Genomic DNA, 18557 nt, shown 5'->3' on the forward strand with positions numbered 1-18557 from the left:
CTCATTTAAAAGGTTTTTGATTATGTTTCAGGTGCAACCAACTCTACCTTAATCCTATCCGGGTCTTCAAAGTAGACGGCGTAGTGCTCCTTACCTCCAGCAAAGGGATGCTTATCAGTGTAAAGGATGTTTATGTTCTTTTCTTTTAACTTAGATGTAATATCGTCAATCTGTTTACGTGAACTTGCATGAAATGCCAAATGGTTAAGACCTACTCGACATCTATGATAAGGGATGTCAAGAAACCTTTCCTCCGTCTGAACGAAAACAATGTAAGTTTCGCCTAATTTCCAACTTTGGCCTTTTTCCCATTCCTGATATGGACTATATCCTAATTCTTCTAAAAACCAACTCCAAAAATCAATCGTGCTCTTTAAATTAGAAACATTTATTTCAACATGATGAATGAGCCCTTGTGACAACTAACACCCTCCTTATTAAACTTATAAATAAATGTTTTTATTATTTCGCTTAAGCGATAAGGATTTCCTTTAAACGAAGAAATTAATCTTCACAATCTAACCAAACATCCTCAACATGCTTTTTCTTTTGCTGCTTATTGATTTTCCGGTATTCCTTCGATTTGAAGATGATATCAAAGTCATAGTTGTCAGGGTACAGCTCTTTGCCTTTAATATATAGCTTTAATCGTTTATGATTGATTGTTCGCTTTTCATTTTGTATTTGAACGATATAGTTTCCTTGTGAGTCTGGCCCTTTATAAATAATCCCCGTTTCATTGGTTTCAGTAACAAGCACATTATCTCCCTGTTCAAAAAGAGCAAATGGTTCTGTACCCGTAGGAAGGGGTTGCTTTTTCGTAGATTTCCTTGCATATTTATTGATTGCTATTTGCTTTAGATAATCCGAAGCCTTCAGAATGCTTGCATCGATTTCTTCCCGATAGCTGCGAATATTTTTATAGGTGATTTGGTGGGCTTTCTCGATCAATTCCGGATGCATGCCGAGCTTGATGGCAATGTCAAATGCTTGACTGTTGCCGCTTTGCCCAAGAAGAAGCCTGTATGTTGGCTTTAGTGTTTCGAGATCAAATTCCATCATTCCATTGAGAAATCCGCTTGTTTTTTCGGCAAAGTCCTTCATTTCGCTATAGTGGGTTGTTGCAAACAAAGTTGCTCCCTTTTGGTAGAGCTGCTCAAGAATAACGATTGCCAGCGCCATTCCTTCGCTTGGATCTGTCCCTGATCCTAGTTCATCAAGCAGAACTAGCGAGCGGTCATTCGTAATACGCAGAATGTCAATGATATTAACGAGTCTTGAGCTGAATGTGCTCAAGTTCTGTTCAATGCTTTGACCATCGCCAATATCGACGAAAATATGCTGAAAAATGGCGAGCTCACTTCCATGATTGGCTGGAATAGGAAGTCCTGTTTGCGCCATCATGGTAAGTAAGCCAACTGTCTTCAATGTGACCGTCTTTCCACCAGTATTAGGTCCAGTTATCACTAATGCCCGATGATCTTCACCAAATCGAATGGATAGAGGAACGGCCTTCTCACCAAGCATCGGATGCCGAGCTTCTTTTAAATCAATGATATAATCCTCGTTTAATAAAGGTATTGTACCGCCAATTTTTCGGCTATAAGATGCTTTGGCAAACAGGACATCATAATGATGCATCGTTTCTATGGCGATAGCTATTGTGTGTTCATGCTGTAGCACCTTGTCCGTTAATTCGTATAAAATTCTTTCTGTTTCCTGCTCTTCAGCCATACGCAATAGCTCAATCTCTTCCTGAATGGAACTTAGTTCTGTCGGTTCCATATACAAGGTAGAGCCTGAAGCAGAAGTGTCAAGAACCGTTCCCTGCACTTTTGTCCGATATTCCCTTTTCACAGAAAGGGCAATCCGGCCATTTCGTTCAACGACAACCGTATCCTGCAGAAATGAGGAATATCGTTTTGATTTTACTAGCTGTTGTGCCTTTTCCTTGAGCTTATCTGATTGAATCGAAAGCTGTCTTCGTAAATACGCTAAATCGCTTGAGGCATGATGATCCACTTGTCCGTGCCGAATACAGCGGCTAATTTCTTCTTCCAGCAGCCGTACATCCCCAATCGATTCCGCATACAAGCTCACATTAGGTGCTGCATATTGCTTATCCTTCATGAATTGCTTCAGCTTTGAACAATGCTGCAAAAACGAAAGGACATACGTAAACTGATCAGCACGAATATAGATTCCTTTTCGCGCCTGATTCAAATAAAGCTCCATTTCATCCAGTGTGTGAATCGGGACGCTGCTGCTGATTTTTATTATTTCTTCCGCTTCAGCAACCTCCCTTAAAGCCTGCTCCATTCTCCGTTTATCCGGCAATGGCCGAAGTGCTTGAAGGGTCTTCTTCCCTCTGTTTGTTTTCGCAAAATGAGTGATCTCCTCTAATATTTCCTGATATCCTAATACACCAATTGTTTGCTGATTCATCCTGAATCCTCCTTTTTATTTTAAAATGAAACTTTTCCAGAGCAGAAGATTTTCTCATAAAAAAACCGCCATGAACGAATCGCTCATGACGGCTAGAAGAGATGTAAACATGTATTGGCACCCAAATTTGAGTACAGCAAAAAAGAACGGAAAATGACACGATATCCGATTTTTTTGTACACAAAAAAGCTATGACAAAACATGCCATAGCTGGTTTACCAATCTTCTATGCTATGATGCGTGTTCTTAACCTACCTTAAAAAAGCACATACTTAATAAACCAGTGATTAGACCAGTTTTTTGCTTCATTCAAGGCCGTATGAAAATAACGGTTTAGTTAAGAACATTCACACTCATAAAACAAACTCCTCTGCTGAGTTTACATTTTTATACAAATTAAGTATACCTCGGTTTTGTTTGAGAGGTCAATATAAGTGTGAAGATTTTGTACATTCAACATCGTAAAAAAACGAAAGGTAATGTTCCGGTAATGTTTGAGTTATTTGGATGTTATTTCCTGAATGTAAAATAAAATTAGATTTTTAATGGTGACAGGATGGCTGGGCTTCGGACTAGGGAGCATCTTTAGTGAGATTAATAGGGGGAATATAAATGGAAGATAGAAGTTCAGGACGTGGAAAAGATTTTACCGATTCATGGTGGTTTCTCTTCATATGTGTAAGTATTGCAGGGTTGATTGTGATGCTTGGTCGTTAATCATATGGAAGCCTATACACAAAAAACGCAATTGATAGTGATAGAGTATTTCACCATCAATTGCGTTTTTTTATTATTTTCTAATTTAAAATTATCCGGTAGATTTCTGGACAGGAGCAGTTTCCTTATTAGTTTGTAAAGCTTTGAGTTTCCTCAAAATAAATACAAGTACAAAGATTCCTAACAAGCAAGTAGCTGTTCCTGCACCGATCATGACAACTGAAACACTCGTTAATTTTGCCAAAAGTGCTCCGATTGCTGGGGCAATTAGCATCGAAAAGGTTTGCATGGACGTAGCTGCTGCTGATACTCTGCCCATCATCTGTTTTGGTGTTTCTGATTGTAGTACATAACCGTATGGAACTGCTTCGCCCGATCCAAGCAAACCAAGGAGAAATGCTCCGATTACCCAAACTAATTGCGGCAGATTTAGAATACCCATGCTACCGAGTCCAACGGCGATTATTAAAGTTCCGCTTAATAGGGCGGTAGTGGACATTAGATGAATTGGTTTGTGTTTCCAATTCGTCCACTGTCCTAATAAAAGTGACCCTACTACACTTCCGAGCCCAACACTGCTTATTAGGAGGCCGAAATTTTCTTTTGTAAAGCCGAGGTCCTGAGCAAGGAAAACAAAAAGACCGTCATATAGAAAAATAATAAAAAAAGCAACCGAGGATAGAATAATTGAAATCTTTAATAATGGTGTTTTTGCTATATGCTTAAGGCCGTCAAATAAATCTTTCCAATAGCTGCTTTTTTGTGGTATTTCTTTCGTTGTTTTGATTTCTTCAACATAAGCTGTTTCATCTAGCTTGGGCATCATCATTAAGAAAATGATAGCTATCAAAAATCCTGCTGCTTCAAATAGAAAAGGACTTTTAACACCAAAAAAGGCAATGATGCCTCCTCCAAGAGCAGGGCCTAAAATTTTCATTGTATTAACAGAAAGCTGACTGAGTGTGACTGCTTCTGGCAACTGCTCATCAGGTACTGTCATTCGTATCGTACTCTGTCTTGCTGGGTCGTAAAGTGCTGCAGCAGTACCTTTTAAAAATACAAATAATAATAAATAGTAGAGATTAGGTGCAAAGAAGAGACCACCAACAAAAATAATTCTTAAAATTAGACAGACAATCATAACCGTCTTTTTAGGCAGTCTATCAACAAATACACTGGCAAATGGTCCGATGATTACCCACGGCAGGCCAAGAGCAATAATGACAGACGCAACGGCCGTTTCGTCCAGTCCCCAGTGATAGGCGACAATTACCTGTAAAGCAACGAAGTCAAACCAATTCCCTAAGTCGGAAAAGACTTGTGCTCCAAATAATGAGCGATAAGCACGAATTTTAAGCGGCTTAAACATACCTGCTCCCATAAATTATGTCTCCTTTTCTCCATTAATGGCCTTTCTTCTTCTTTCCAAAAGCTTTTCAGTGTTCTGGTTCGGGTCTTGCCCATTTGGCAGGTCATCATTCTCTAGTGCATAAATAGATTCCTCAATCCATTTCAACTCAGCTTCCAAACGAATTTTTGCATAACGGATAGAAAGCATTGCTGTTCTACTGACATAAGAATAGCCGTTGGTTGGCCATTCTTTAACAAAATTTAAAAGATCTTCAGTTTCTTCTTTTCTTTTTTGCAAGTGGCCAATTAATATAGAAAAATCCATGTCGTCGTGCCAAGTGGCCATTTTCATAAACAGCTCATCCTTAATGACAGGATAAGCTGGAGGGAGCTGCAGCCAATTTTCAAATTCCTCCCATCCTTTTGGTGTAAGTTCGTAAAGTTTCTTTTTTCGGCCATCTTCTTCCTGTTCGATAGGGTAGATGAATCCTTCTTCCTCGAGCTTTTTCAATTTAGGATAAATACTGCCATAGCTCATTCCCCAAAAAAGTCCTGCAGCCTTATGTTCAAATTCAGACTTAATATCGTACCCTGTGCTTGGCCAAAAGCTTAAAATGGAAAGTATTGTATGTTCAACTGACAATGATTTGTCTCCTTTCAATGTATCATATTGATATATCACTTCGATATATCAATATGATACATTGAAGTGAATAGGAATGCAACCAAAAAATGCTAAATTTTTTAAGGTCCATTATCTTTTGTGATTCATATTTTGATATTAATTGTTGGAACCGGAATTCTTTTATTCGCTGTTACATACCTATATTCACTGTTTGATAAAGCAGAAAATGCCTCACTAAGATTTGGAGTCATTGGAACAATCATGGGCCTCATATTAGACACATTTGCCTTATCTAACCACCACTATATCTTTCCCCAACTGAGAGAATCACAAATAATAGCCTTTACTACCTGGATGTCATTTGCTTATGCATTATATTTAATTATTCCATTCATAATAAACGAGCTGAAGAAGAGAAGGAGAATGGTGGTTTAAGAGAGTATTTAAAAAGAAGAACCATTTTGAAGTGGAATTAAAAATAAAAGGATGTGTGTGTCATTAAGGCAATTATTTTTGACTTTGATGGAACTTTAGCGAATACACTGCCGATATGTTATTTTGCTTTTCAGAATGTCTTCAAGGATTTTGATAAAAAAGATTTATCCGCGGATCAAATAAGGGCAATGTTTGGACCTTCAGAAACGGGCATTATCAGAGAAAATCTTAGTAATCCAAATAAGGAGCAAGCAATTGAATTGTATTATAAGAGGTATTCACAATATCATGATCAATTAGTTGCCAAAAATAATGAAGTTGATGATTTATTAAGGTATTTAAAGGAACAAGGAATTAAATTAGGGATTGTCACTGGAAAAGCAAAAAGGAGTTTGGATATTTCTTTAAAAGCTCTTCAAATGGAAAGTTTCTTTGATGCTATGATAACTGGTGATGACGTTATTAATCCTAAACCACATCCAGAAGGTGTAATAAAAGCTTTGTCTCTTTTAGGTGTGGAACGAGATGAAGCCATTTTCATCGGAGATAGTGATGCTGATATACTTGCAGGGGTTCAAGCGAATGTTTATACAGTGGGAGTTCAATGGCTGCCTGAATATCAAACATTGAATTTTACTGTGGAACCTAATTCCGTTTTCACATGTGTTGCTGAATTCACTGAATCTATAAAAATGGGTTTTCCAATTGGTAATAAATGACAAGGAAAAAAGACATTTAAATTACCGTCAAAAAGTGAAAATGTAATACTTTATAGAGGTGAATCGATTTGAAATTAATTACTAAGCTTTCATCACAGATTGGAGATAAAACGGAAGAGGGAAATCGGAATGTAGCAAAGGAATGTCTCGAGCATCCTAGCTTAATAAATGAGATCGGGAAAGGATTAGCTTCAAAAGATACCGCGCTTATTGGGGATTGTGCTGAAGTTCTTACAAAAGTTGCTGAAGTAAATCCTGAAATAATATTGCCTTTTGCAGAAAACCTCATATCGCTGCTTTCACATAAAACGACACGAGTCCGGTGGGAATCCATGCATGCGACCGCATTAATTGCGGTATGTATACCTGCAAAAATTACTAATCTATTGCTTCAGCTAAGGGAAATTATTAAGTCAGACAAAAGTACGATTGTAAGAGATTATGCTATCGAAACTTTATGCAATTATGCAACAGTAGGAGAACCTGAGGCCAAGGCTGCTTTTCCCTTACTGAAAGAATCCTTGCTGGTCTGGGAAGGGAAGCATCGGGCGCGGGGATTAAAAGGCTTACTGAATGTATGTCATTCAACAGATGAATTTACAGTTGAGATACGAGGAATAGCTGAAGATTATATTGATGATCCAAAAGGTGTTGTGAAAAAGGCAGTAAAGGCTTTAATAAAAGCAATTGATAAGGGGAATACATGAGTAAAAGGAGGAAAAAATGGATACGAGTGAAAAATTTAAAGAGATATTTGAAAAGCTAAAAAGTATTTTGGTCAAGTATGAAAGTAGCCTTTTAAAAAAGAATGACAGTCCTGATCATTACTATTTAGATACAAAGCATATTGTAGAACATAATAAAAGTAACTTATTTTTTGGAGCGGCTCAAATCAAAAAGAATTATGTTAGCTATTATTTAATGCCTGTCTATGTGTATCCTGAATTACTAAACAATATTTCTCCTGAATTGAAAAAACGTATGCAGGGGAAATCTTGCTTTAATTTCAAAAAAATAGATGAAGTATTATTTGAAGAATTACATGATTTAACGCAGCAGTCATTTGAAAAATACGATGAGAATGGCTTGATTCAATCAGGAGTTCTAAAGATGAGGAGTAAAAAATCGAGTAAAAGTAATGAAGATCATTGCGAATTAAAAATGACCTCAAAGAAAACGATCCAATCAGAAATAGGTTTATACGGAATTGAAAAGGTACGAGAAATAAGCATGAAATTTCCTGAGGTTGACGAAAAGGTTGATTCATTTGGTCATACTTCATTTCGAGTAAAGGATAAACCATTTGTGATGATGGGAGAAAAGGAAGGACAATCTTCTTTAGCAATCAAAACCCTTCCAACCACTCAAGAAATACTCCTCCTGCTCGATGGCTTTTTCAAGACTCCATACATAGGACAGCACGGCTGGACATCTCTTATCATAGACCAAGACATAAACTGGAAAGAAATTGAAGGATATATTCTTGAGGCATACTTACGAACAGCTCCCAAACGATTATGTAAGGTTGTTTCAGAAGAGTTAAACATACTTTAATCTTTGAGCTAGACAAAGAAAACGGCAAAGCAATTTTGCCGTTTTTTTCTATGTCTAAAAGGAATATGTGAATCCATTCGTTTTTATAATCTGACTAAGTAAAACTTTCGACATATTTCCCAGGAAACAAACACAATATTATAATAATTTTATAGGATTGATATCCCTTAAATGCTAAAATTTGTATTAAGAGGAGGTATTTTTCCGAAAAATAGGTTGTTTAGAATAATTTCGTAGAATAGATGTGAGGATGGATAATGAAAAGAATTTCTTTGCGTATGAAAATGTTTATCTTTTCTTTTATTCTAGTTGTTTTCTCCGTTGTCACAAGTGGATGGATAATGATTTTAAATATATCTACAGCTTTTGAGAAGGAGCTTGGGGCACGGGCGATTGCGATTGCAAGGACAGTAGCACAATTACCTGAAATTAAAAGTTATGTGGGAAAGGAGGGAGGATCAGAAATCATTCAGCCAATTGCAGAGAGAGTACGATTAGCAACTGATGTCGATTATATCGTCGTTTTTGATATGGAGAGAATTCGGTATTCCCATCCTTCTGAAAGTAAGCTAGGGACGCTTTTTGAAGGAGGAGATGAGCAGGCCTCATTATCTGAGCACGAATATATATCGAAGGCACAAGGGGTGTTAGGATTTGCTATTCGGGCATTTGTACCAATTATGAATGATGAAGGAGTAAAGCAGGTTGGGGTTGTGACGGTTGGTATTTTGTCTCCGACTATTCAAAGTTTAATTGTCGAATATCGTAATGACATGCTTTTATCGTTGTTTTGGGGGTTGTTTATTGGTCTTATTGGTTCAATTTTTATAGCCAATCATCTAAAGAAACAAACTTTAAACCTTGAGCCTTATGAAATTGCCCGTTTAGTTGAAGAACGCTCAAGTATGATGCAGGCGATGGATTTAGGTATCCTAGCGACAGATGAGCAGGCAAAAATAATCTTTATGAATCGTTTAGCAAAGCAGTACACGAACTTTTATGGTCATTCCATCATGCTAAGGGAACTGTTTCCTGAAACTTGGCTGGCTAAGGAATCTCAAAAAAGTAATGAAGTAATCTACCGTCCTTTACTTTGCCATGGCGTTATGTATTTAGTAAGGATTTATCCAATTAAGGTTAAAGATCGTCCAGTCGGGTCCTTGATTATGATGACTGATAGAAAAGAAGCTCATATTCTTGCAGAAGAGCTAACTGGTATAAAAACCCTTGTTGAAGCATTGCGTGCTCAAAACCATGAATATATGAATAAATTACATAGTATTGCCGGATTAATTCAGTTAGAACGGACAGAAGATGCGTTGAACATGATTGTTGATGAAATTTCTGATGAACAGAATGTGGTTCAGTTTTTGAAAGATTATATTTCTGATTATTCAGTTCTTGGGCTTTTGCTTGGGAAAAGATCTCGTGCAAAAGAACTGGGTGTCTCACTAATTATTGATCAAGAATCCTTTTTATTAGAGATCATGAATGGACTTTCAAGTGGTGACATGGTAACGATTTTAGGAAATCTATTAGATAATGCAATGGAAGCCTGTTTAAATTTAGAAGATAGAACTGTTACCCTATGTCTGCAGAGTAATGCGACATTTTTATTTATTGAAGTTCAAGATAATGGAATTGGATTGCCAGACAAAGCAGAGAGAATTTTTGAATATGGATACAGTACAAAGCAGAAGGATGGAAGAGGGATCGGATTAGCTTTAGTTAAACAGATTGTAGATTCCAACAAAGGTAGAATTTTTGTGAGTTCACAAATTGATTCTGGAACGATTATTACTGTAAAAGTGGGGATGGAAGAAAAAGATGACTAAGATTTCCGTATATATTGTTGAGGACGATCCTATGGTTTTAGAAGTAAATAAGGGATTTCTAGAAAAGATGAATGGCTTCACTCTTATGGGAGCGGCAACGAATGGCAAAGATGCTGTGGCAGAAATAAAAATGCTAAAGCCAAACCTTGTGTTATTAGACATGTTTTTACCGGATATTTCTGGTATGGAGATATTAGTTGAACTTAGAACTGAAAGAATTCCTTGTGACATTATCATGATTACAGCAGCACGGGATGCAGTCACAATACGCGAAGTGATGCGATTAGGTGCGGTCGATTATATGGTAAAGCCTTTTCGGTTTGAACGATTTCAAAAATCTCTTCAAGACTATTACAAAATGGCAAAAAAGATTACTGGACTAAATCTATTAAAACAAGAAGATATTGATGAATGGCTGGGGAGTTCTGAAAATGAAGTGGAGTTGCCAAAAGGATTGAATGAATTAACGATGAAACAAATTCTTCTCGGGTTAGGAGGAGCGGCAATGCCTGTTACAGCTGAACAGTTAGGACAAAACCTGGGAATGGCAAGAGTGACGGTAAGAAAATATTTAGACTTTCTAGCTATTAAAGAAAAGGTCGATATTGAAATGCAATATGGCTATGTTGGCAGACCAACAAAATATTATTCATTGAAATAACTTTATTATGGAACGTTTTATTATCTAAAAACAGGGAAGATCAGAGACCATAAAAACCAAAACGTCCAATATTTTCTTAATATTCCATTAGTTTAAATAGTGTGTAATATTATAATAATCGGATAATTGGTTAGCTTGGAGGAAGCAATTGTACCTAATTAACAATTTCAAATGGCGCGCTTTATTAATCGGAGCAGTACTTTTATTAGTGCTATTTGGCTGTCAATCTACTGCTTATCCAATAGACTTCGAACAGTTAAGTGAAGATGAACGAATTGTTATTCGCTTTTCTCATGTAGTGGGGGAGGATACTCCAAAAGGTTTGGCAGCCCGAAAGTTCGCTCAGCTTGTGAAGGAAAGGAGTAATGGACTTGTAGAGGTGCAGGTATTTCCAAATGGTTTTTTATATAAAGATGGAGAAGAAATGGAAGCACTTTTACAGGGAGATGTCCAAATGATTGCTCCTGCGACTTCGAAAGTGACAACACTTATTCCTGAATGGTCGGTCATTGATCTTCCTTTCGCTTTCGATCGTTATGAAGAGATCCATGATTATTTGGCCACTCCAGCAGGGCAGGATCTTATCTCTAAATTTGATAGTCAAGGACTTCATATGTTAGGCGTGTGGGATAACGGATTTAAACAAATAAGCAATCGTGACTATCCAATCTATGATCCTGATAATCTTCAACATTTAAAAATGAGAATCATGCCGAGTGATATTATTTATGAGCAATTTTCTAGTCTGGGTGCCATCCCACAGGAGATTGATTTCAATATTCTCTTTCATTACTTGGAAAGAGGGGACATTGACGGTCAGGAAAATACACTTTCCAATATAACGAGTAAAAATCTATATTTACTACAAAACTATTTAACTATTAGCAATCATGGCTATTTAGGATATGTGCTATTAATGAATAAACAGTTTTGGGAGGACCTACCTGAACATGTTCAGGTACTTATTGCGGATACGTTAAAGGAAGTAAGCGAATGGGAGAGAGAAACTGCACGTAATTTAAATGCCGAAAAATTGGCGGAATTGGAAGCTTGTAAATGCATTGATATTTATCACCTTTCACCAGAAGAGAAACAAGCTTGGGAAAAGGAGTTTAAACCCGTATATGACTATTTTAAAGAGCGGTTTGGAACCAAATATATTGAAGCGCTTCCAAAGTATCACAAAAAATAGGCTATTACTTTTGTAAAAAGCTTTAGTTATAAAGTTAATAACTTTTTACTATAGAGGTTTTGACAATAAAAAGAAAAGGGGAAAAGGAATGAAAAAATTAGTAATGGTAGCTCTCGTTAGTCTGCTTGTACTAGTTACAGCAGCATGTTCGGGTGGTTCAGGTGGACAAAAAACTGTGTCAGAAAGCGATCCAATTGTAATTAAATTCTCACATGTAACATCCATTGATAGTGTTAAGGGCAAGGCAGCCAATCGCTTTGCGGAACTAGTAGCGGAAAAGACAGGTGGAAAAGCCAAGGTAGAAGTTTATCCTTCCTCCCAGTTGTATGGAGATAATGATGAATTAGATGCACTTGTTTCTGGGAATGTTCATATGATCGCTCCATCTGTTACAAAAATGGTTAAATTAGATCCACGCTGGCAGTATGTTGACATGCCTTTCCTATTTAATGACCAAGAGCATACACGTAAATTTTTTGAAAGTGATATAGCGAAGACTCTATTAAATAGTGATAAATTATCGAGCAACGATATTATGGGCTTAGCTTTCTGGGAGAATGGATTTAAGCATTTTACAAATAATAAGCATCCATTAAAAAAGCCTGAAGATTTTGCAGGTCTTAAATTTCGTGCACAGGCAGGAAAGGTTTTAGAAGCACAATTTAAAGCTCTTGGAGCTGGAAGTGCAACGATTGCTTTTGGTGAAACATACGCTGCATTGCAACAAGGAACGGTAGACGGACAAGAAAATACATACAATAATATTGACACACAAAAGTATCAAGAAGTCCAAAAATATATGACATTAAGTGAACACGGACGTTTAGATTATGCCGTTTTTGTTAATAAATCCTTCTGGGAAAAAATGCCTGATGATATTCGTGCACAAGTAGAAGAAGCATTGAAGGAGGCTACTGAGCTTGAATGGAAACTTGCAGCGGAAGAAAATGCTGCGAGCTTAGAGAATATTAAAAACTCTGGTAAGGTTGAAGTTCTGTCTTTGACTGATGAAGAACGTGCAGCTTTAGAAGAAGCTTTACAACCCGTATATGATGAGTTCAGTGAAGTCATTACATCCGAGCTTATCGATGGCATTCGCAATCTAAAGTAAAGAATCATGGGGTTGTCCCATAAGGTGTCTGGCATCCACATAATACACTTTATCTAGAATCTCACTCGCTTATTGATACTAGATATTGTTCGTGGTGCTTGACACCTTTGCTTTGGGACAGCCCCATGTATTTTACTATCACTTTACTGATAATAATCGGAAGAAGGTGTGCGGTAGTGAAGAAATTAAATAAAGCTTGGAGTTTATTTGAGGAAGTTTCAGCGGGAACATTTTTTTTCGTAGGCATTACACTCATTTTTTATGGGGTAATCATGCGCTACTTTTTTAACGAACCAAAGGCGTGGGTTGAAGAGGTTGTTAGATATTTCATCATTTGGGGGACCTTTTTAGGGTTCGCAGTTGCTTTGCGGCACAACCAGCATATTCAGGTTGATATTGTATACGATAAATTATCTAAACGGGCTAAACGAATGGTTGATATTTTTGCGACATCCGTAAGCATTTTATTCTGTTTTGCTTTTACATATTACGGTTATGTTCTCGTTGAGAGCAGATATCATTCAGGGATGGTGTCCCTAGATGTTGGCATTCCAATGTGGATTGTCTATTTAATTTTACCTATATCTGGATTGTTATTTTTAATCCGTTTTGTTGAACGTCTTGTTCATTTGTTGCGCGGAAAGGAAGTGCACTATGATAATCCTATTACTTAGTATTTTCTTAGTTTTAATGATTTTAAGAGTACCGATTGCCATCAGTCTCGCGATGTCGACGATAGTTGTACTGATGCTAAGCGATTTTAATATGACCATGGTTCCGCAAAGAGTGTTCACAGCACTCGATTCGTATCCAATGATGGCGATTCCAGGCTTTGTGCTTGCGGGTGTCCTACTAGCCCGCGGTGGGATTTCTAAGTACTTAATCGAAGCATTGAAAACATGGGTAGGACATTTACCCGGAGGCTTATCGGTCGTTACCATTCTTGCTTGTATGATTTTTGCGGCAATTTCTGGCTCAAGCCCAGCCACAGCTGCAGCAATTGGCTCGATTATGATTCCGGCAATGGTTAACGCAGGCTATGATAAGAAATATTCTATGGGGCTTGTTGCTGCTGGTGGTACCTTAGGGATTCTTATTCCACCAAGTATCCCTTTAATTATTTATGGAATTACGGCAGAAGAATCAATTGGAAAGCTCTTTATGGCGGGTGTAATCCCTGGTCTGCTGCTAGGAGGAGTTCTCGTCTCGTCAGCCATATTTTATGCTAAGAGAAAAGGCTATGGAAAAGGTGTGAAAGCAACCTGGGAAGAGAGGAGAAGAAGTTCACTAAAGGCCATTTGGGGAGCATTTCTACCTGTGCTTATTCTTGGCAGTATTTATAGTGGAGTTGTTACACCAACAGAATCTGCAGTTATCGCCGTTTTTTATGGAATTATTGTATCTGCATTTATATACCGTGAACTTCACTGGAAGGATGTTCGGCCGATTATTGTTGAATCCATTAATATAACGGCTATGATTTTCTTAATCATTGGGGCGGCGAGCTTGTTCGGCTTGTATCTGACGAATGCGCAAATACCACAGGAAATAGGCGCATGGATAGCAGAAAGTAACCTAAATAAATGGGTATTTATCATTATTGTTAATATATTATTCTTTATCATGGGAATGTTTTTGGAGGCTGTTTCAATTATCCTTATTACATTACCGATATTGCTTCCAATGCTGGTTCATTTTGATATCAACTTAATTCACTTTGCTATTATTATGACTATTAACATGGAATTAGGGATGATCACTCCTCCAGTAGGACTGAATCTATTTGTTGTAAGCGGTATTGCGAAAGAAAAGCTTGGAAGAGTAGTAAGTGGTGTTATTCCTTTTATCGCATTAATGATATTCGTGCTCATCATCGTTGTCATCTTTCCTCAGCTTTCACTTTGGCTTCCTGAGAAAATGCAATAATTTACTCTTAATTATTAAAGGTAAAAACAAAAACGGCGACGATATATTGCCGTTTTTTTAATTTGGCTGTGTTAAAGCTCAATGTTGATAATAATGCTATCTTGTTGTTGATTGGAGCGGAAGGCGCGAGACTCCTGCGGGAGAAGCGAGTCAAAGGGAGACCCCGCAGGAGCGATAGCGACGAGGAGGCTTCCGGACCGCCCGCGGTCGCTAAGTGCCTGCAGCGGAAATCAACAGGGGAGATTAACATAGCCTTTAATTTAGAGGGTATTTCGGGAATGTCAGTAACTAATTTTTAAAAAAAGAGTTGCTAAAAATTAATCGAATTAGTTAAAATACTAATATGATTAGTTTTTGTAGGAGGGCATGATAAATTATGAAGATAACGAAGGTTCATAATGTTTTTCAATTAGCTTTTATGCCACGATTGTTTCCTGTGAATTGTTATTTAGTAGAAGAGGAGAATGGGCTTACCCTTATTGATGCGGCCTTACCTTATAGCACAAAGGGCATTTTCAATGCCGCCAGGAAAATTGGAAAGCCAATAAGAAATATTATTCTTACACATGCTCACGCTGACCATGTGGGTGCATTGGATGAGCTAAAAAAACTTTTACCAGAAGCTCAAGTAAGTATTTCATTTAGGGATTCACGATTATTGGCTGGTGACACTTCTCTATTGCCACATGAAAAAAACTGTCCGATTCGCGGAGGCATTCCTAAAAATATTAAAACTCAGCCAGATCTTTTGCTTCAAGAAGGAGACCGGATTGGCTCATTGGAAGTAATAAGCTCGCCAGGACATACACCAGGTTCGATTGCTCTCCTTGACACGCGTAATCGCAGTTTAATTGTCGGGGATGCATTTCAAACTAGAGGTGGAGTTGCAGTTTCTGGAACAGTTAAGCCATTATTTCCATTTCCAGCTTTAGCAACTTGGGATAAAGAGACAGCGCTTGAAAGCGCAAGGAAATTAATCAATTGTCAGCCAAATTTACTTGCTGCAGGACATGGGAAAATGATTGAAAGTCCATTATCAATAATGAAACAAGCCATTAATCAAGCAGAAGTAACATTAGAACAAGAAGGCAGGAGGTGAGCTAGAGTTGTCTCGTAGAATGAAAATAGATTTATCTACTATATTGCTTAAAGCGACAGAGCTAATCGACAATCATGGGTTGGAGCAGCTTACCATTGGCATGTTGGCAGAAGAATTACAAGTTCGTCCACCTTCTTTATATAACCATGTGAACGGATTAAATGAATTAAAGCAGAAGCTAGCTATCCATGGAACAGAAAAGCTTTACGAGGCCATGCTTCAAGCTGCCGTAGGACGTTCAGGTGATGACGCCATTAGGGCTCTCGGTGAGGCATACATTCAATTTGTAAGAAGTCACCCTGGGCTTTATCATGCAACAACAAGATTTCCTAATGCTGAGGATGGAGATTTACAGCAGGCACAGCAGTCCATTGTCCAGCTTGCTATTCAAGTTCTGCAAGTGTATGAGCTTGAAGAGGAGCAAGCCATTCATATGGTTAGAGGCTTTAGAAGTATTTTGCATGGATTTGCTTCCATTGAACAAATGGGTGGTTTTGGGCTGCCAATTGATACTGATAAGAGCCTAACCATTCTTATCGATACATTTATTAAAGGTCTCCATTCCATTTGTGATAGGGGGAACGGCGAATGCTTCTATCCAGCTTTAAATTAGCAAATTTAGGCCTTCGATTTATGCTGGAGCTTTGTGCGCTTACTGTGTATGGGTATTGGGGTTTTAAAATAGGAGGTCCCATGGTAATGAAGTGGATTCTTGCATTCTTGATTCCTTTCGTTATCGCAACAATATGGGGAATATTTGGGTCACCGAAGGCGAGTATCCAGCTCTCGGGCTCTGCACATTTTCTCCTCGAAATTTTCATCTTTCTAACCCCTGTCGTCTTGCTCTTAAGTCAAGGAAAGGTGAAATTAGCTTGGATTTATGGAATCATTGTGGTGATAAACAAAATTCTTTTGTATGTGTGGGAACAATAATATGCTAATGAAGGAGAATGTACGATGGATAAAGCTTATGAAGAAATAGAAGCACTTTATCACCAGCTTATTACTGCATGGAATAATCGTAACGCCTATGCAATGTCGGAGCTATTTGCAGAGGGTGGAGAAATGATAGGGTTTGATGGAAGTATAGCTGCTAGTCGCGAGGAAATATTTTCGCATTTAAAGCCGATTTTTGAAAATCATCCAACTGCCCCATTTATTAGTAAGGTGAAGAATGTAATTTATCTTGATTCTAGGACTGCTCTATTGCGGGCAATTGCTGGCATGGTTCCAATTGGAAAAACAGAAATCAATCCAAGTGTTAATGCACATCAAACGCTTGTTGCTGTCAAAGCCGAAGAAAAATGGCAAATTCAGCTTTTTCAAAATACACCAGCCCAATTCCATGGAAGACCAGAGCTTGCCGAACAAATGACAGAGGAGTTAAGCGAACTACTGAAATAATTGGTATGATAAATTAGATAGTCATTTAGAGAGAGGAGAGAAATGAGTGGAAATTTATAAAGCGACTCTGCATGATCTTGATGGCATTTCTAAATTATTCGATCAATATAGAGTATTTTATAATCAGCCATCTAATATCCATGCGGCAAAAGATTTCATTCAGGAGCGACTTAAAAAAGAGGACTCGGTTATTTTGGTAGCTGTGGAAAATGAAAACTATGTCGGATTTACACAGTTATATCCTTCCTTTTCTTCAGTTTCTATGAAACGACTCTGGATATTAAATGATTTATTTGTCGATGGAGGAAGCAGAAAATTAGGTGTAGGTGGAAAGCTGCTTGGGGCTGCAAAGCAATTTGCAATGGATACACAAGCGAAAGGGCTATTGCTACAGACTGCAGTTGATAATTTTACAGCACAACGCCTCTATGAAGCAGATGGATGGGAAAAAGATACTAATTCTTTTTATTATGAATTTACTTTTTAAGTCGCGGCTGAGGAAAGCGCGTATTTAATAAAGTTTTAGGGTTTTTTAAAACATGTAATTGAATTTGACCGAAAAAATGAAAAAAGCTCCAAACCGGTCACAAAAAAGAGATAATCATGAATTTGCAATTTTGAAATGCATTAGATGTAAATTTTGTAAAAAGTAGAGAATCTTGAATTCGAGAGTGTTTAATTTGAGATTAAATTTTGCCTGTAGTATGATATGAGAGTGTTAAAAATCATCTAAGAAAAAGGAGAATGACAATTACTATGGCAATTAAAGTAAAAGCAATTATTGGCAGCACGAGCTCAGCATCATTCAACTTAAAATTAGTTGAATTTATGAAAAATCGCTATGCTGATCAATTAGATATTACACCTGTTCGTATCAATGATGTTGAAATGTATTCAATTGATATAGAGAATAATCCTCCGGAAAATGCGAAGAAATTTAAAGAAGATGTAAAGGATTCAGATGCAGTATTATTTGCTGTCCCTGAATATAACTTCTCTATTCCTGGTTCTATGAAAAATGCAATTGATTGGTTATCTCGCGGAGGAGATTTCGTAATCAAAGGAAAGCCTGCATTTATCATCGGTTCATCAGTGGGTGTATTAGGAAGTGTACGTGCTCAAATTCACTTAAGAGAAATCCTATCAAACCCAGGCTTAGCACCTTCCTTACTTCCTGGTAATGAAGTATACATCGGTTCTGTTCATGAGAAAATCAACGAAGCTGGTGAATTAACGGATCAACGTACAGTTGCATTCCTGGATTCAGTTGTTAAAAACTTTGTTGAATTCTATAACAAAACGAAGCAATTAGAATTAGTTTAAGAATAAAGTAAAGGATCAAGTGAAGTCAGACGCATTGAGCGTTAGGGACTTCCTTGATCCTTTTTTTGACGAAAGATTCCCGTTTTATTTAAACAATATGTCAATCTGCTTTCTTTCATAATATATCGGCCACTTTACCAAAACAGCTTTTTAATCCTCTA

General features: G+C 37.5%; 20 protein-coding genes. 16 read left to right on the top strand and 4 right to left on the bottom strand.

Features of this window, described 5'->3' with window-relative positions; translation table 11 throughout:
* Window positions 1–20: 20 nt before the first annotated feature.
* From FSZ17_RS01945 to FSZ17_RS01960, 4 genes are all read right to left on the bottom strand, one after another.
* Complete coding sequence (locus tag FSZ17_RS01945; RefSeq protein WP_057776222.1) at window positions 21–422, bottom strand: VOC family protein; 402 nt, start codon at window positions 420–422, stop codon at window positions 21–23.
* Window positions 423–504: 82 nt separating this feature from the next.
* Window positions 505–2445 carry an endonuclease MutS2 gene (locus tag FSZ17_RS01950; protein ID WP_057776223.1) on the bottom strand — a complete coding sequence of 647 codons (1941 nt, stop codon included), beginning with the start codon at window positions 2443–2445 and terminating at the stop codon, window positions 505–507.
* Window positions 2446–3253: 808 nt separating this feature from the next.
* Window positions 3254–4543, bottom strand: coding sequence for an MFS transporter (locus tag FSZ17_RS01955; protein ID WP_057776224.1), 1290 nt, complete (start codon window positions 4541–4543; stop codon window positions 3254–3256).
* Between the two features lie 3 nt (window positions 4544–4546).
* A complete protein-coding gene (locus FSZ17_RS01960) occupies window positions 4547–5155 on the bottom strand; it encodes a PadR family transcriptional regulator (protein ID WP_057776225.1) in 609 nt (202 codons plus the stop codon).
* 120 nt (window positions 5156–5275) lie between these two features.
* Here FSZ17_RS01960 and FSZ17_RS23250 point away from each other — a divergent pair, with 120 nt between their 5' ends.
* From FSZ17_RS23250 to FSZ17_RS02045, 16 genes are all read left to right on the top strand, one after another.
* Window positions 5276–5572: a DUF5367 family protein gene (locus tag FSZ17_RS23250; protein WP_156416278.1), complete on the top strand. Its 297-nt coding sequence runs from the start codon at window positions 5276–5278 to the stop codon at window positions 5570–5572.
* Between the two features lie 62 nt (window positions 5573–5634).
* On the top strand, window positions 5635–6291 hold the full coding sequence (locus FSZ17_RS01965) for an HAD family hydrolase (protein WP_057776249.1): 657 nt from the start codon (window positions 5635–5637) through the stop codon (window positions 6289–6291).
* Between the two features lie 68 nt (window positions 6292–6359).
* On the top strand, window positions 6360–6998 hold the full coding sequence (locus FSZ17_RS01970) for a HEAT repeat domain-containing protein (protein ID WP_057776226.1): 639 nt from the start codon (window positions 6360–6362) through the stop codon (window positions 6996–6998).
* 16 nt (window positions 6999–7014) lie between these two features.
* The gene (locus FSZ17_RS23985) at window positions 7015–7845 is read left to right on the top strand and encodes an MmcQ/YjbR family DNA-binding protein (protein ID WP_322107597.1); all 831 of its coding nucleotides are present in this window, start codon (window positions 7015–7017) and stop codon (window positions 7843–7845) included.
* A gap of 257 nt (window positions 7846–8102) precedes the next feature.
* Window positions 8103–9680 carry an ATP-binding protein gene (locus tag FSZ17_RS01985; RefSeq protein WP_082625416.1) on the top strand — a complete coding sequence of 526 codons (1578 nt, stop codon included), beginning with the start codon at window positions 8103–8105 and terminating at the stop codon, window positions 9678–9680.
* Window positions 9673–10341, top strand: coding sequence for a response regulator (locus tag FSZ17_RS01990; protein ID WP_057776227.1), 669 nt, complete (start codon window positions 9673–9675; stop codon window positions 10339–10341). The genes FSZ17_RS01985 and FSZ17_RS01990 overlap by 8 nt, the downstream gene beginning before the upstream one ends.
* Before the next feature lie 148 nt (window positions 10342–10489).
* On the top strand, window positions 10490–11533 hold the full coding sequence (locus FSZ17_RS01995) for a DctP family TRAP transporter solute-binding subunit (protein WP_228460267.1): 1044 nt from the start codon (window positions 10490–10492) through the stop codon (window positions 11531–11533).
* Between the two features lie 88 nt (window positions 11534–11621).
* Window positions 11622–12644 carry a TRAP transporter substrate-binding protein gene (locus FSZ17_RS02000; RefSeq protein ID WP_057776228.1) on the top strand — a complete coding sequence of 341 codons (1023 nt, stop codon included), beginning with the start codon at window positions 11622–11624 and terminating at the stop codon, window positions 12642–12644.
* A gap of 176 nt (window positions 12645–12820) precedes the next feature.
* Window positions 12821–13318 (top strand): TRAP transporter small permease, encoded by a 498-nt coding sequence (locus FSZ17_RS02005; RefSeq protein WP_057776229.1) that lies wholly within the window; start codon window positions 12821–12823, stop codon window positions 13316–13318.
* Entirely contained in the window at window positions 13299–14570 is a 1272-nt protein-coding gene (locus FSZ17_RS02010) for a TRAP transporter large permease (RefSeq protein ID WP_057776230.1), read from the top strand. Before FSZ17_RS02005 ends, FSZ17_RS02010 begins: the two co-directional genes overlap by 20 nt.
* A gap of 376 nt (window positions 14571–14946) precedes the next feature.
* Complete coding sequence (locus FSZ17_RS02020; protein ID WP_057776231.1) at window positions 14947–15669, top strand: MBL fold metallo-hydrolase; 723 nt, start codon at window positions 14947–14949, stop codon at window positions 15667–15669.
* Window positions 15670–15676: 7 nt separating this feature from the next.
* A complete protein-coding gene (locus FSZ17_RS02025; protein ID WP_057776232.1) occupies window positions 15677–16282 on the top strand; it encodes a TetR/AcrR family transcriptional regulator in 606 nt (201 codons plus the stop codon).
* A 20-nt stretch (window positions 16283–16302) separates the two neighbouring features.
* On the top strand, window positions 16303–16602 hold the full coding sequence (locus FSZ17_RS02030; RefSeq protein ID WP_228460326.1) for a YrdB family protein: 300 nt from the start codon (window positions 16303–16305) through the stop codon (window positions 16600–16602).
* A 24-nt stretch (window positions 16603–16626) separates the two neighbouring features.
* Window positions 16627–17073: an SgcJ/EcaC family oxidoreductase gene (locus FSZ17_RS02035; RefSeq protein WP_057776234.1), complete on the top strand. Its 447-nt coding sequence runs from the start codon at window positions 16627–16629 to the stop codon at window positions 17071–17073.
* Window positions 17074–17119: 46 nt separating this feature from the next.
* Window positions 17120–17560, top strand: a complete 441-nt coding sequence (locus FSZ17_RS02040; protein ID WP_057776235.1) for a GNAT family N-acetyltransferase — start codon at window positions 17120–17122, stop codon at window positions 17558–17560.
* A 269-nt stretch (window positions 17561–17829) separates the two neighbouring features.
* Entirely contained in the window at window positions 17830–18396 is a 567-nt protein-coding gene (locus tag FSZ17_RS02045) for an NADPH-dependent FMN reductase (protein WP_082625417.1), read from the top strand.
* The last annotated feature ends 161 nt before the right edge of the window (window positions 18397–18557 follow it).

The sequence above is a fragment of the Cytobacillus dafuensis genome (assembly GCF_007995155.1).
In the GTDB taxonomy this organism is placed as follows: Bacteria; Bacillota; Bacilli; order Bacillales; family Cytobacillaceae; genus Cytobacillus; species Cytobacillus dafuensis.

Excerpts from the sequence above, each read along its gene's own strand:
- FSZ17_RS02000 (WP_057776228.1), top strand. The coding sequence starts at position 11,622 with ATGAAAAAATTAGTAATGGTAGCTCTCGTTAGTCTGCTTGTACTAGTT.
- FSZ17_RS01990 (WP_057776227.1), top strand. The coding sequence starts at position 9,673 with ATGACTAAGATTTCCGTATATATTGTTGAGGACGATCCTATGGTTTTA.
- FSZ17_RS01985 (WP_082625416.1), top strand. The coding sequence starts at position 8,103 with ATGAAAAGAATTTCTTTGCGTATGAAAATGTTTATCTTTTCTTTTATT.
- FSZ17_RS02020 (WP_057776231.1), top strand. The coding sequence starts at position 14,947 with ATGAAGATAACGAAGGTTCATAATGTTTTTCAATTAGCTTTTATGCCA.
- FSZ17_RS01950 (WP_057776223.1), bottom strand. The coding sequence starts at position 2,445 with ATGAATCAGCAAACAATTGGTGTATTAGGATATCAGGAAATATTAGAG.
- FSZ17_RS01955 (WP_057776224.1), bottom strand. The coding sequence starts at position 4,543 with ATGGGAGCAGGTATGTTTAAGCCGCTTAAAATTCGTGCTTATCGCTCA.
- FSZ17_RS02045 (WP_082625417.1), top strand. The coding sequence starts at position 17,830 with ATGGCAATTAAAGTAAAAGCAATTATTGGCAGCACGAGCTCAGCATCA.
- FSZ17_RS02035 (WP_057776234.1), top strand. The coding sequence starts at position 16,627 with ATGGATAAAGCTTATGAAGAAATAGAAGCACTTTATCACCAGCTTATT.
- FSZ17_RS02010 (WP_057776230.1), top strand. The coding sequence starts at position 13,299 with ATGATAATCCTATTACTTAGTATTTTCTTAGTTTTAATGATTTTAAGA.
- FSZ17_RS23985 (WP_322107597.1), top strand. The coding sequence starts at position 7,015 with ATGGATACGAGTGAAAAATTTAAAGAGATATTTGAAAAGCTAAAAAGT.
- FSZ17_RS02030 (WP_228460326.1), top strand. The coding sequence starts at position 16,303 with ATGCTGGAGCTTTGTGCGCTTACTGTGTATGGGTATTGGGGTTTTAAA.